11 protein-coding genes are annotated in these 12,622 nt (G+C 71.0%); 4 read left to right on the top strand and 7 right to left on the bottom strand.

Features of this window, described 5'->3' with window-relative positions; translation table 11 throughout:
* Window positions 1-133: 133 nt before the first annotated feature.
* The 3 genes from lnt to ACFXKA_RS09805 are packed head-to-tail and all read right to left on the bottom strand — an operon-like array spanning window position 134 to window position 4,150.
* On the bottom strand, window positions 134-2,080 hold the full coding sequence (gene lnt, locus ACFXKA_RS09815; protein ID WP_379426845.1) for an apolipoprotein N-acyltransferase: 1,947 nt from the start codon (window positions 2,078-2,080) through the stop codon (window positions 134-136).
* Window positions 2,070-3,665, bottom strand: coding sequence for an amidohydrolase (locus ACFXKA_RS09810; protein WP_379426844.1), 1,596 nt, complete (start codon window positions 3,663-3,665; stop codon window positions 2,070-2,072). The genes lnt and ACFXKA_RS09810 overlap by 11 nt, the downstream gene beginning before the upstream one ends.
* 53 nt (window positions 3,666-3,718) lie before the next feature.
* Window positions 3,719-4,150: a MarR family winged helix-turn-helix transcriptional regulator gene (locus ACFXKA_RS09805; RefSeq protein ID WP_379426843.1), complete on the bottom strand. Its 432-nt coding sequence runs from the start codon at window positions 4,148-4,150 to the stop codon at window positions 3,719-3,721.
* Window positions 4,151-4,213: 63 nt separating this feature from the next.
* Between ACFXKA_RS09805 and ACFXKA_RS09800 the strand changes: the two genes are divergently transcribed.
* The gene (locus ACFXKA_RS09800) at window positions 4,214-5,113 is read left to right on the top strand and encodes an LLM class flavin-dependent oxidoreductase (RefSeq protein WP_379426925.1); all 900 of its coding nucleotides are present in this window, start codon (window positions 4,214-4,216) and stop codon (window positions 5,111-5,113) included.
* A gap of 37 nt (window positions 5,114-5,150) precedes the next feature.
* Here the strand turns inward: ACFXKA_RS09800 and ACFXKA_RS09795 are convergent, their stop codons facing one another.
* From ACFXKA_RS09795 to ACFXKA_RS09785, 3 genes are all read right to left on the bottom strand, one after another.
* Window positions 5,151-5,645, bottom strand: a complete 495-nt coding sequence (locus tag ACFXKA_RS09795; RefSeq protein WP_354832291.1) for an FxsA family protein — start codon at window positions 5,643-5,645, stop codon at window positions 5,151-5,153.
* Window positions 5,646-5,726: 81 nt separating this feature from the next.
* A complete protein-coding gene (locus tag ACFXKA_RS09790) occupies window positions 5,727-6,389 on the bottom strand; it encodes a response regulator transcription factor (RefSeq protein WP_354832289.1) in 663 nt (220 codons plus the stop codon).
* Window positions 6,390-6,478: 89 nt separating this feature from the next.
* Entirely contained in the window at window positions 6,479-7,711 is a 1,233-nt protein-coding gene (locus tag ACFXKA_RS09785; protein WP_379426842.1) for a sensor histidine kinase, read from the bottom strand.
* Between the two features lie 100 nt (window positions 7,712-7,811).
* Here ACFXKA_RS09785 and ACFXKA_RS09780 point away from each other — a divergent pair, with 100 nt between their 5' ends.
* Complete coding sequence (locus tag ACFXKA_RS09780; RefSeq protein ID WP_379426841.1) at window positions 7,812-8,582, top strand: TSUP family transporter; 771 nt, start codon at window positions 7,812-7,814, stop codon at window positions 8,580-8,582.
* 17 nt (window positions 8,583-8,599) lie between these two features.
* Here the strand turns inward: ACFXKA_RS09780 and ACFXKA_RS09775 are convergent, their stop codons facing one another.
* A complete protein-coding gene (locus tag ACFXKA_RS09775) occupies window positions 8,600-9,424 on the bottom strand; it encodes a TetR/AcrR family transcriptional regulator (RefSeq protein WP_379426840.1) in 825 nt (274 codons plus the stop codon).
* Between the two features lie 187 nt (window positions 9,425-9,611).
* Between ACFXKA_RS09775 and ACFXKA_RS09770 the strand changes: the two genes are divergently transcribed.
* The gene (locus tag ACFXKA_RS09770) at window positions 9,612-11,138 is read left to right on the top strand and encodes a TldD/PmbA family protein (protein ID WP_379426839.1); all 1,527 of its coding nucleotides are present in this window, start codon (window positions 9,612-9,614) and stop codon (window positions 11,136-11,138) included.
* A gap of 21 nt (window positions 11,139-11,159) precedes the next feature.
* Complete coding sequence (locus tag ACFXKA_RS09765; RefSeq protein WP_379426924.1) at window positions 11,160-12,557, top strand: metallopeptidase TldD-related protein; 1,398 nt, start codon at window positions 11,160-11,162, stop codon at window positions 12,555-12,557.
* The last annotated feature ends 65 nt before the right edge of the window (window positions 12,558-12,622 follow it).

The raw sequence follows: 12,622 nt of genomic DNA, 5'->3' as shown, positions 1-12,622 counted from the left end.
ACAGACCGGAGACTCCAACAAGCCATGGCAATGAACTGGCGAAAATGCCTCGCCGACGCGGGACGGCCCTCTCACACGTGCCCGCGGGTACTACGCCGGAAAAGCCTCCGGGATCAGATCCGGTCGATCGGAGTCACGCGCGCACAGCCCGACGCCGGATCAGCGCTGCCGCAGTGGCAGCAGCGGCCAGGATACACACGATCGCCTCGGGCGCGGGGCCGAAACGAGTGGCAAATGTCGTATTGTTCCGCAACGGCAACGTCGCTACCAGCGCCGCAGGTTCGAATTGCGGTGTCTGCTGCCGGATCACGCCGTCGGCGGTGATCATGGCGCTGACGCCGGTGGTCACCGAGACCACCACCGCGCGCCCGTGTTCCACCGCGCGCACCCGCGACATGGCCAGCTGCTGATAGGTCATCTCGCTGCGGCCGAAGGTGGCGTTGTTGGACGGGACCGCGAGCAGCTGCGCGCCGGCGCGCACGGACTCCTCGAAGGCGCGGTCGAAGACCACCTCGTAGCAGGTGGCCACGCCGATGGCGATCGGGGCGCCGCCGGTGAACGGCTGGGCGTGCACCACGCCGTCGCCCGTACCGGGGACGAAATAGCCTGCGCGGTCCGCGTATTCGGAGAAGTGCCGGAAGAAGTTGCGGTACGGGAGGTATTCGCCGAAGGGCTGGATGATCTTCTTGTCGTGCCGCTCCCCCGGTCCGGCGTCGCCGTTCCAGACGATGACCGAGTTGGTGGTGGTGCGGTCGTCGTTGACGAGCACCGCGCCGACCAGGATGGGGGCCTTCACATCCTTGGACGCCTGCGAGATCTCCTGGGCCGCATCGGCATTGCGCAGCGGATCGATATCGGAGGAGTTCTCCGGCCAGATCACCACGTCCGGTTGCGGGGCCCGGCCGGCCGCGATGTCGCGGGCCAGTTCCTCGGTGCGCTTGACGTGATTGTCGAGAACCGCGCGGCGCTGGGCATTGAAGTCCAGGCCCAGGCGCGGCACGCTGCCCTGGATGGCGGCGACCGTGATCGGCCGGTTGCCGTCCTCCGGGCCGGGCAGCGCGGTCCGGAGGATCACTCCGGTGAGGGGAACTATAGTCACAAGCATTGCCGCAGCAACAATCCGGTTCCAGGATGTGGGACGGATAGCCCCCGATCTGGGAGAATCAAAGGCAGCCGCGACCGTCTCAGCGCTCTCCTCCGCGGCCGATGCGAAGCGGCGCAGCAAACTCGCCGCAAGCCACGCCAGCCCGGTGCCGGTGAGCGCCACCGCGAAGCTCACCAGCGGCGCGCCACCCACCATCGCGAAGGGCAGATACCACCCGTCGGCCTGCCCGAAAGCCAGTTTGCCCCAAGGGAACCCGCCGAAGGGGAAGCTGGCCCGCGCCCACTCGGTCAGCGACCACACGGTCGCCACCCACAGCGGCCATCCGGGCAGCGTCGCCACCCATCGCGTCAGCAGCCCGAACAATCCGACATACAGGGCGCACACGGTCGACAGGGCGAGCCACGGCACCGGACCGACATAGATCCCGGTCCACGGCAGCAGCGGCACGAAGAACGCCAGCCCGGCCACCAACCCGAATCCGAATCCTCCACGCGCCCGGCAGGTTCCGCGCACCGCGAGGGTCAGCACGGCGATCCCGACCGGAGCCAGGTACCACAGCGTCCGGGGCGGGAAGCTCGCGTACAGCAGCAGCCCGGCCACCGCCGCGGCCGGCAACCGCGTCAGCCACGGGCGTGCCGTCGCCACCGCGATCGCTCGCGCCGCCACTCCCGGCCGGGACTCCGGCGCGGACGCTACCCCGGCCCGCGCGACCGTCGAAATGCTGCCGCCCTCATCGCCTTCCGATGCCGCGCCGACGGCGCGATCTCCGTCACGCTCGGCCCCGGCAGTCGCCACGCGATCCGGGCCCTCGTCGGCGGTCCTGGAGGCGGTGTCCGCATCGCCGGCCGATGGTCCCGATCCGGTCCGTGCCTCGGCGCCGGGACCGTCGGTCTCGCGAGGTCCGGGATCCGGCGTGGCCGGTCCGGTGGAAGACGGTGCGGCGGTGCGGTTCTCGGGGTCGGGCTCAGGCTTCATGAATGGTGACTCCGCGGTGCACGGTGCGCAGGCAGCGCGGCAGGGTGGCGTCCGGGGTGAGGGGCGGGAGGCCGGGGACGCGGGAGCGGGGGTCGGTGGACCAGCGCTGCACGGTATCCGCGGCGGCCGCGACGACGAGCTCGCGAGCGTCCCAGATGGCATAGGAGGCAGGGGCGCCCGGGACGAGGGTGCCGGCGACACCGTCACGGACGCCACCCGCGCGCCAGGCGCCGCGGGTGGCCGCAGCGAAGGCGGCCCGCGGCGAGATCTGATGGCCCGGGGTGCGGTGGTTGACCGCGGCGCGGATGGCTTCCCACGGGTTCAGGGCGGTGACCGGCGCGTCGGAGCCGATGGCGAGGGAGATACCCGCGGCGGCCATGGCGGCGAACGGGTTGAGGGTGGCGGCGCGTCCGGCGCCGAGGCGGGTGGCGTACATGCCGTCCGGTCCACCCCAGGCGGCGTCGAAACCCGGTTGGACACTGGCGATCACGCCCCAGGCGGCGAGTTTCCCGATCTGGTCGGCGGTCATCATCTCGGCGTGTTCGAGGCGGTGCCCGCGGGAGGCGACGGCCGGGCCGCCGAGTTCGCCCACGACCCGCTCGAATCCGGCGACGACCGCGTCCATGGCGGCGTCGCCGATGACGTGGAAGCCGGTCTGGATGCCGGCCTCGGTGCACGCGAGCACGTGCGCGGCGATGGCCTCGGGGTCGAGGTAGGAGGTGCCGGTGGTGTCGCGGTCGGCATAGGGTTCGCGCAGCCACGCGGTGTGCGAGCCGAGCGCCCCGTCCACGAACAGGTCGCCGCCGAGGGCGTGCACGCCGAGTTCCTTGACCAGGGTGCGGGCTTCGTCGGCGGTGCGCACGGCCTGTCCCCAGTAGGCGCGCACCTCGACGCCGTGCCCGAATTCGAGGAGTTCCCGCACGTCGTCGGCGCCGGAGATCTCGGGTCCCGCGCATTCGTGCACGGCCACAACGCCATTGGCGGCCGCCGCGTCCAGCGCGACCTGCCGGGCGGCATCCCGCTGTGCCCGGTTCAGCGCGCCCAGCGCGGCCCCGCGCACGCGATGGTGGGCGTCCGCGCGCAGCGGCTCACCGCGGGTGAACCCGGTCGCCTCGGTGATTCCGGGTACCGCGTCCAGCAGTGCGGTCGAGGCCACCGCCGAATGTGCGTCCACGCGAGCCAGATACACCTGGCGTCCCGGTGCGGCGGCGTCGATCTCCTCGCGGGCCGGCGGTCGTCCGCCGGCCCAGGTGGTCTCGTCCCAGCCCTCGCCGAGGATCACCCCGTCCGGGTGCGCGGCGGCGAACTCCCGCACCAGCTGCAGACATTCCTCCAGCGAACGGGCCTGTGCCAGATCGAGTCCCGTCAGTGTCAGCCCCAGCCCGGTCACGTGTACGTGCGGGTCCACGAACCCGGGGGCCACGAACGCCCCGTCCAGCTCGATGATCTCGGCGTCCGGATGCAATGCCCGCCCCGGCTTGTCCAGCCCCACCCACACCACGGTCCCGTCACTGACGGCCATGGCCGTCGCGTCAGGATTGCTCGAACTGTAGATACGACCGCCGACAAGCAACTGGGTACTCACGGGTCTCCAGTCTGCCCGACGCCCGCGGCGCGCCCGTCACCGCATCACCGGGTTCAGCGTGTCAGGGTGCGCAGCGTGTCGATCAGGCCCGGGCCACCGTCACCGAGCGGTGCGAGGAATCTCGCCTCGGCCTCGGCCCGGACCCGTTCGGCCGCGGCCAGCCGGGCGTGGCCGTCGGCGGTGAGTTCGACGATGTTCTTGCGCCGGTCCTCGGGACTGCGCCGCCGCGCGAGCAGGCCCTTGTCCTCGAGGGTGTCGGCGAACTGGGTCATGGTGGTGCGGTCGATGCCCAGGCGCTGGGCCGCGTCCAGCTGCGAGAGCGGGGTGTCGGTGGCGTCCAGCAGGACCAGGATGGCCAGTTCCCGGCTGTCGATTCCCAAGGGCCGCAGGGCGGTTCCGATTTCCTCGGCCAACCGGTGGTACGCCTGTTTGAGCAGGTAGCCGAGGCGGGAGCGGAGCACGTCGTCGGAGGCGGGGGCGGCCATGTCGCCGATCGTACCGTCTACTGATAGTCAGTCATGCTGATCATCAGTAGTATTGATGAAGTGATGGATATCGAATTCGGCCTGAAGACCACGCCCATGCGGGTCGCGTACACCGACATCCTGCGGGTCTGGGAGGAGGCCGACACCCTGCCGGAGATCGCGGACGCCTGGCTGTGGGATCACCTGCTGCCCCTGGCCGGGCCCGCGGACGGTCCGATCCTCGAGGGCTGGACCCTGCTCGCGGCCCTGACCGCCCGCACCCGGCGGCTGGGGCTGGGACTGCTGGTGACCAGCAACCGGATTCGCGAACCGGCGGTGCTCGGCAAGATCGCGAGCACGGTCGACGCGGTCGCCGGGGGCCGGCTGATCATGGGTCTCGGGGTCGGCGGCACCCGCCAGCCCGCCGATACCGGCGGCATCGCGGGCCCGAATCCGGCCGAGGCCGAGTACGCGGCGTACGGTCTGCCGATGGTCTCGCCCGGCGAGGGCCTGGCCCGGCTGGCCGAGACCATCGAGATCCTCGAAAAGATGTGGAGCGAGCCGGAATTCGACTTCCACGGCCGCTATTACACGTTGCGCGGCAATCGCAACGAACCCAAACCGGTCCGCCGCCCGCCGCTGCTGATCGGCGGCTGGGGTGACCGCACGCTGCGGCTGGTCGCCGAGCACGCCGATCTGTGGAACATTCCGGGCCCGCCGCACAACGGCCTGGACTTCCTCGCCGAGCGCTCCCGGACGCTGGACGCGCACTGTGCCGAGCTCGGGCGGGATCCGGCGCAACTGACCCGGTCGGTGCAGTACATCGTCGACTACGACGACCCGGCGGGCACCCGCGGCACGGTGCTGGATCTGATCGGCGCGGGTTTCACCCACATCGTGCTCAGCCTGCGGGCGCCCTATCCCGACAAGGTGGCCACCTGGCTGGTCGACAACGTCATCACCCCGGTGCGCGACCGGCTCTGAGGCCGGGACACACCGGGGTGAGGAAAGGCGCTGTGGGTCAGCGGGGGTCGATCATCTTGTACCCGTTGCCCTGGCCGTCGTCGTAGTACTCGGTCACGACGGTGGCGTCGATGACCTCGCCGTCGGGGTCGATGACGACATTGCGGTAGCCGTAGGGGCCGACCGCGGTGGCGACGCGGCTCAGGCGGCGGGCGGCGAAGGCGGCCACGACCGGGCGGAACAGGAAACGGGTGAAGGGCAGCAGGGCCAGCAGACCCAGCGCGGTGGTGAGCAGTCCCGGCACGAACATCAGGACCGCGCCGACCGCGACCAGGGCACCGTCGGCGACGGCGGTGCTGGGTTCGAGTTCACCGCGGGCGGCGCGGCGGAAGCTCTGGAACACGCGCCGACCCTGCGAGCGCACCAGCACCAGACCCACGGCCGAGCCCGCCAGCAGCAGCAGGATGGTCGGGAACACGCCGATGAAGTGGCCGACCACGACGAGGGTGGCGATCTCGGCGACGAACCAGGCGAGGAACAACAGGGCAGGCATCGGGCGATCCTTTCGATCGATCTACCCCTGCAACGCGCGACCGCGCGGTTTTTCTCCCGGATGCGTCGCCGGTCACACCGGCTAGGCGCTGCCCGGCCGCACCAACCCGGTCTCGTAGGCCAGCACCACGGCCTGCACCCGGTCGCGCAGGCCGAGTTTGGTGAGCACCCGGCCGACGTGGGTCTTCACCGTGGCCTCGGACAGGAACAGCGCGCCGGCGATCTCGGCGTTGGAGCGCCCGGCGGCGATGTGCTCAAGGACCTCGCGTTCGCGGGCGGTGAGCACATCGAGGACGCGGGGATCGCGCCCGGCGGCCGGGTCCTCGGCGATGAGGCGGTCCAGCAGCCGCTTGGTCACCTTGGGCGAGACCACCGCATCCCCCGCGGCGACACTGCGAATCGCGGAGATCAGATCCTCCGGAGGCGTGTCCTTGAGCAGGAATCCACTGGCCCCGGCGCGCAGCGCGCCCAGCGCGTGCTCGTCGAGATCGAAGGTGGTCATCACCAGAACCCGGCTCCCGCACCCGGATTCGATGATCCGCGCCGTCGCCGTCACCCCGTCGGTCACCGGCATCCGCACATCCATCAGCACCACGTCGGGCCGCAGCTCCCCCGCCCGCGCGATGGCGGTGGCCCCGTTGTCCGCCTCTCCCACCACCTCGAGGTCGGGGTGCGCACCGAGCACCATCCGCAGTCCGGCCCGCATGAGCTCCTGGTCATCGACAACGAGAACGGTGATCGGCACCCCCACAACCTATCCGGCCGCCCGGTGCGGTGGTGCGCGCGGGCCGGGGCCGATCGCGGGACGATCTGGTCGTCGCAGGTGGGAGCCGGTCAGTCGAGGACGTCGCGGTCCAGGGGGATGGTGGCGCGGACGGTCCAGCCGCCGTGGGGATTTCGGCCCGCGGTGAGGGTGCCGCCGAGGACGGCGATGCGTTCGCGCATGCCGACCAGGCCCAGGCCGCTGCCCGGGATGCGGGCCGGGGGCGGGAGAATGGTGAGTGTGGTTGGGGCGCTGGGGGATCCGCAGCCGCCGGGGGTGGTCGCGGGCTCGACGGGGGCGCCGCCGGAGTCGGTGATGTCGAGCAGGACGTCGGCGTCGCGGCGGGTGACGCGGACGTCGGCGTGCGGGTCGGGGCCGGCGTGGCGGAGGGTGTTGGTGAGCGATTCCTGGACGATGCGGTGGATGCCGAGGCTGACCTCGGGGGTGACGGTGTCGAGTTCGCCGCTGAGTTCGAGGGAGACGTCCAGGCCCGCGCTGCGCATCATGTCGACGACCTTGGCGATGCCGGCGGTGCCGTGCTGCGGAAGTTGTTCGGGCGCATGCTCGGTGCGCAGCAGTTCGACGGTGCGCCGCAGTTCGCGCAGGGCGTCGCGGCCGGTGCCGGCGATGGTGGTGAGTGCCTGTTCGGCGGTGTCCGGGTCGTGGCGCAGGGCGTAGCGGGCGCCGTCGGCCTGCACGATGATGACGCTGACCGCGTGCGCGACCACGTCGTGCAGTTCGCGGGCGATGCGGGTGCGTTCGGCGGCGACCGCGTCGTGGGCGCGGCGTTCGCGGTCGTAGTCGGCGACGGCGAGGCGGGCGGCGACCTCGGCGTCGTAGGCGTGGCGGGCGCCGACGAATTCGGCCAGCGTCCAGCACAGTGCGTAATAGAGGGCGGTGAAGGCGATGTCGGTGCCCGACGGTTTACCGATGGCGGCCGCCGAGATGAGGCTGTCGAGCAGCAGGATGCCCAGGTAGAGCAGACCTTGGCGGCGGCCGACATACGCGACCAGGGTGTAGAGCATGATGCCCAGCCCGAGCAGCGCCGGATGCACGGAGGTGTCACCGACCGCCCCGTGCACCAGTGAGGCCGCGATGGACAGCAGCACCACCGCGAGCGCCGCGGCGCGGGTGTGGGTGCGGCGGAACACGATCGGCAGCGGCAGCAGCACACTGAAGACCAGGTAGGTCGGCTTGTACTGACTGTTGCTCAGGGCGAGCACATCGATGGTGAGCAGCAGCAGCGCCACCGCGGAATCGGTGATCAGCGGCTTGCCGCGCAGCCACAAACTGAACCGGCGCACCCGTCCACCCTACGGTCGTGCCCGCGGGCGGCCTCGGGTCGGCCTGTCCTGGGCACTCAACCGTTTGATCTTGCTCCGGGGTTTCTGGTTGGGTCGCCCTGTGAATCTTGCGGACTGGGCGGTCTTGCTGACCGCGGCGACGGCGGCCGGATGGGTCGATGCGGTGGTCGGCGGCGGCGGCCTGATCGTGCTGCCCACCCTGTTCGTGGTGCTGCCCGGCCTGGCTCCGCAGACGGCCCTGGGCACCAACAAGATCGCCGCGTTCTCCGGCACCAGCGCCGCGGTCCTCACTTTCGCCCGCCGGGTGCCGATGCGCTGGAAGGTCCTGATCCCGGGCGCGGTCATCGCCGCGCTCGCGGCCGCCTGCGGTTCCGCGGCGGTGGCGCTGATCGACAAGAAATACTTCGTCCCGATCGTGATGGTCGTGCTGGTCGGCGTGGCGATCTTCGTGACCCTGCGCCCCTCGGTCGGCGTCACCATGGCCACCCATCCGCCGACCCGGCGCAAGACGATCCTGGTGGTCGCCCTGGCCGCGGGCCTGATCGGGCTCTACGACGGCATTCTCGGTCCCGGCACCGGGACCTTCCTGATCATCACCTTCGCCACCCTGCTCGGCACCGAGTTCGTGCGCGCCGCCGCCATGGCGAAGGTCATCAACTGCGGCTCCAACCTGGGCTCGCTGCTGTTCCTGGCGAGCACCGGCCACGTGCTGTGGGTGCTGGGTCTGTCCATGGCGGTGGCGAATGTGGCCGGGTCCGTGGTCGGTTCACGCATGGCGCTGGCGAAGGGCGCCGGCTTTGTCCGCGCCGTCCTGCTGGCGGTGGTCGTCGCCATGGTGATCCGCCTGGGCTGGCAGCAGTTCGGCGGCTGACCCCGGACCCGCGACGGTCAGACGCGGGCGTCCTCGGCGGGCCGGTGACCGCCCGGCAGCGAACGCGGGCTGCCGCCGTCGAAGGCGGAGCGCTGCAAGGACTCCGGGCCGAGCCGGTGCACGGTGGGCATCGGCCGGAAGGCGTCGGACTCCTGGCGTAGTGGCCCGTCGGACGGCAATGCGGTCTGCTCGCCGGGCAATTCGCGCGGCGCGGCGGTCTCGGGCTGGGTCAGCCACGGCGCCAGCACCTTCGAGGTGGTCTCCTGGATCTTGCGTTGCAGCGCTTCGCCGTCCTCGAGGCCGGGCCGCTGGAACAGCACGGTGAGCGCGCCCGAGACGGCCCCGACCACCGCGCCCACCAGCGCGGCCGCGCCGACGTCGTCGAGTTCGTCGGGGAAGGCGGCGCGCAGCTGGCGCGCGATCTCCTGCTGGGAGGCGAGCTGGGCGTAGGCGGCGCGACCCGAGACGGCGGGCACGGTGCGCGAAACCTGCGCGCGCAGCACGGCGATGCGGGCGGCGAGGGTGTCGCCGAGGTGGTCGCCGGGATTGTCCCCGGCGGCGCGCAGGGCGCGCAGCAGCACCTCGACGGGGCGTTCCCCGGCACGGCGGGTGGCGATGGCGCGCACGGCGGCCTGCACACGTTCGTCCGGCTCGGGGAACAGTAGTTCCTCTTTGCTGGCGAAGTAGTTGAAGAACGTCCGGGTGCCGACTTCGGCGGCGGCCGCGATATCGGCGACGGTGGTCGCCTCATAACCTCGGCTCTCGAACTGTTCGACGGCGGCTTCGAGCAGGGCTCGGCGGGTGCGTTCCCGTTTGCGATCGCGGAGTGCGGATGGCGGCACGCGGGCAGACAGTACGGCATCCGGTCAGCAAAACGCGGCATGTCCAGCTGTCGTGCGCGCCGTTTCAGGCTGTGCTGCTTCACACTTCGTGCATCGTTGCAGCGTATGCACTTTTGCGCGGGGTGAATTCAGTTCGAGGTGAGTCGTTTCTTGAACGCCCGGCGTGTCGGCCTCTAGCGTGGTGCGGGTGAGCATCGCTACCAAGGTCGTGGACGAGCAGTTCCGCGCGCTGCCGCTGTCCGCGCTGGCCGACGCCGCGCTCGGCGCCGCCCGCGCGGCCGGGGCCGAGTACGCCGACCTGCGCGTGCATCGACTCGTGCAGCAGTCCATCCGATTGCGCGACGGACGCGTCGAATCAGTGTCCGACAGTACCGATCTCGGGTTCGCGGTGCGCGTGATCGTCGACGGCACCTGGGGTTTCGCCTCGCACGCCGACCTCACCACCGGTACCGCCGCCGAGGTGGCACGCCGCGCGGTCACCGTCGCGCGGACCCTGCGCGCGCTCAATCGCGAGCGCGTCGAGCTGGCCCCGGAACCGCGCTACGACGGCGCGGAGTACGTCTCCGCCTACGAGGTGGACCCCTTCGAGGTGCCGACGCCGGACAAAGTGGCGCTGCTGCTGGACTATTCGGGCCGGCTGCAGGCCGCCGACGGCGTGGATCACGTGACGGCATCGGTGCTGCAGGTCAAGGAGCAGACCTTCTACGCCGACAGCTTCGGCTCCCGCATCACCCAGCAACGGGTCCGGCTGCACCCGCAGTTCGAGGCCATCACCGTCGACCCGTCGGCGGGCGTGTTCGAGACCATGCGGACCCTCGCCGCCCCGGCCGGGCGCGGCTGGGAGTACGTGACCGGCGCGGACGGAACCTGGGACTGGGCAGGCGAACTCGCGCGGATGCCGGAGTGGCTGGCCGAGAAGGTGAAGGCCCCGACCGTGCAGGCCGGGCCTGCCGACCTGGTCATCGACCCGACCAATCTGTGGCTGACCATCCACGAGTCCATCGGCCACGCCACCGAGTACGACCGCGCCATCGGCTATGAATCCGCCTACGCGGGTACCTCTTTCGCCACCCCCGATCTGCTGGGCACCCTGCGGTACGGCACCCCGATCATGCACGTGACCGGCGACCGCACCCAGCAGCACGGTCTGGCCACGGTCGGCTGGGACGACGAGGGCGTGGCCGGGCAGCGCTGGGACCTCGTGCGCGACGGCGTGCTCGTCGGCTACCAGCTCGATCGCGTGTTCGCGCCGCGCCTGGGTCTCGAACGCTCCAACGGCTGCTCCTACGCCGATTCCGCACACCACGTGCCGATCCAGCGCATGGCCAATGTGTCGCTGCAACCCGATCCCGACCGCGACACCAGCACCGCCGAGCTCATCTCCCGCGTGGAGAACGGCATCTACGTCGTCGGCGACAAGTCGTGGTCGATCGATATGCAGCGCTACAACTTCCAGTTCACCGGTCAGCGCTTCTTCCGCATCCGCAACGGCGAACTGGCCGGGCAGCTGCGCGATGTCGCCTACCAGGCCACCACCACCGACTTCTGGGGTTCGATGGAGGCGGTCGGCGGGCCCTCGACCTGGATGCTGGGTGGGGCGTTCAACTGCGGTAAGGCGCAACCCGGTCAGGTGGCGGCGGTCTCCCACGGCTGTCCCTCGGTCCTGGTGCGCGGCATCAATATTCTCAATACCCGCGCCGAAGCCGGACAGTAGGAAAGGACCGACACGGTGAGTGTGCTCCCCGCCCCCGAGGTCGTCGACCGCGCGCTGCGGGCCTCCCGCGCGGACGAGGCCATGGTGATCGTCACCGACGCCCACGAGGCGTCGCTGCGCTGGGCCGGAAATTCCATGACCACCAACGGTTCCTCGGTCTCGCGGGACTGGGCGGTCGTCTCGGTGTTCCGCGACGGCCCGGACACCGCCCGCGTCGGCAGCGTCAGCTCCACCAGCGTGGATCCCGCCGATATCGAAGCCGTGGTGCGCGCCAGCGAAACCGCGGCCCGCACCGCCGAACCCGCGCGCGACGCCATGCCGCTGCTGCACCCGGACGCCGTCGACGCCGACACCCTCGACAAGCTGCTCGACTGGGACGGCGACCCGGCCACCACCGACATCGGCGTCTTCACCACGCTGGCAACCGATCTCGCCGCCGGCTTCGACGGCGCCGACCGCCTCTACGGTTTCGCCCACCACCAGATGCACTCCACCTGGCTGGGCACCTCCACCGGTTTGCGCCGGCGCTGGGTGCAGCCCACCGGCTCGGTGGAGATCAATGGCAAGCGGGGCGCAGGCGCGGAGCTGGCCAGTGCCTGGGTCGGCACCGGCACCACCGACTTCGCCGATGTCGACACCCCCGGCCTGCTGGCCGAACTGGCGCGCCGCCTGGACTGGAGCTCGCGCCGCGTCGACCTGCCCGCGGGCCGCTACGAGACGCTGCTGCCGCCCTCGGCCGTCGCCGATCTGATGATCTACATGGCCTGGACCATGGAGGGCCGCGGCGCGCACGAGGGCCACACCGCGTTCTCGCGGGCGGGCGGCACCCGAATCGGGGAGCGGCTGACCGGGATTCCGCTCACGCTGTACTCGGATCCGAGCGCGGCGGGGCTCGAGTACCGGCCGTTCGTGGCGACACCGTCGTCGTCGGAGTCGCTGTCGGTGTTCGACAACGGCCTGACCGCGCAGCGCACCGACTGGGTCCGCGAGGGCGTGATCGAGTCACTGGTCTACCCGCGCGCCACGGCCGCCGAATTCGACGCACCCGTCACGGTGCCGGGTGAGAACCTGCTCATGACCGGCGGCGGCGAGGCCACCCTGCCGGACATGATCGCGCGCACCGAACGCGGGCTGCTGCTGACCTGCCTGTGGTACATCCGCGAGGTCGATCCGGCCACGCTGCTGCTCACCGGCCTCACCCGCGACGGCGTCTACCTGGTCGAGAACGGTGAGGTCACCGCGGCGGTCAACAACTTCCGCTTCAACGAGAGCCCCCTGGATCTGCTGCGCCGGGTCGGCGAGGCGGGCCGTACCGAGATCACCCTGCCGCGCGAGTGGAAGGACTGGTTCACCCGGACGGCCATGCCGCCCTTGCGGATTCCCGACTTCCACATGTCCTCGGTGAGCCAGGCGACCTGACCCGGTCCGGCGGCGCCGCACCGAAAATCTGGATCCCGTTGCCGCCCAGCGCGATCCGCGTCGCG

The sequence above is a fragment of the Nocardia sp. NPDC059228 genome (assembly GCF_042754245.1).
Taxonomy (GTDB): domain Bacteria; phylum Actinomycetota; class Actinomycetes; order Mycobacteriales; family Mycobacteriaceae; genus Nocardia.
Note: the sequence above shows the minus strand (reverse complement) of the source record. Positions and strands in the feature narration are given on the sequence as shown.

Coding starts and splice junctions, on each gene's coding strand:
- lnt (WP_379426845.1), bottom strand. CDS start 2,080: ATGAAGCCTGAGCCCGACCCCGAGAACCGCACCGCCGCACCGTCTTCC.
- ACFXKA_RS09805 (WP_379426843.1), bottom strand. CDS start 4,150: ATGGCCGCCCCCGCCTCCGACGACGTGCTCCGCTCCCGCCTCGGCTAC.
- ACFXKA_RS09800 (WP_379426925.1), top strand. CDS start 4,214: ATGGATATCGAATTCGGCCTGAAGACCACGCCCATGCGGGTCGCGTAC.
- ACFXKA_RS09795 (WP_354832291.1), bottom strand. CDS start 5,645: ATGCCTGCCCTGTTGTTCCTCGCCTGGTTCGTCGCCGAGATCGCCACC.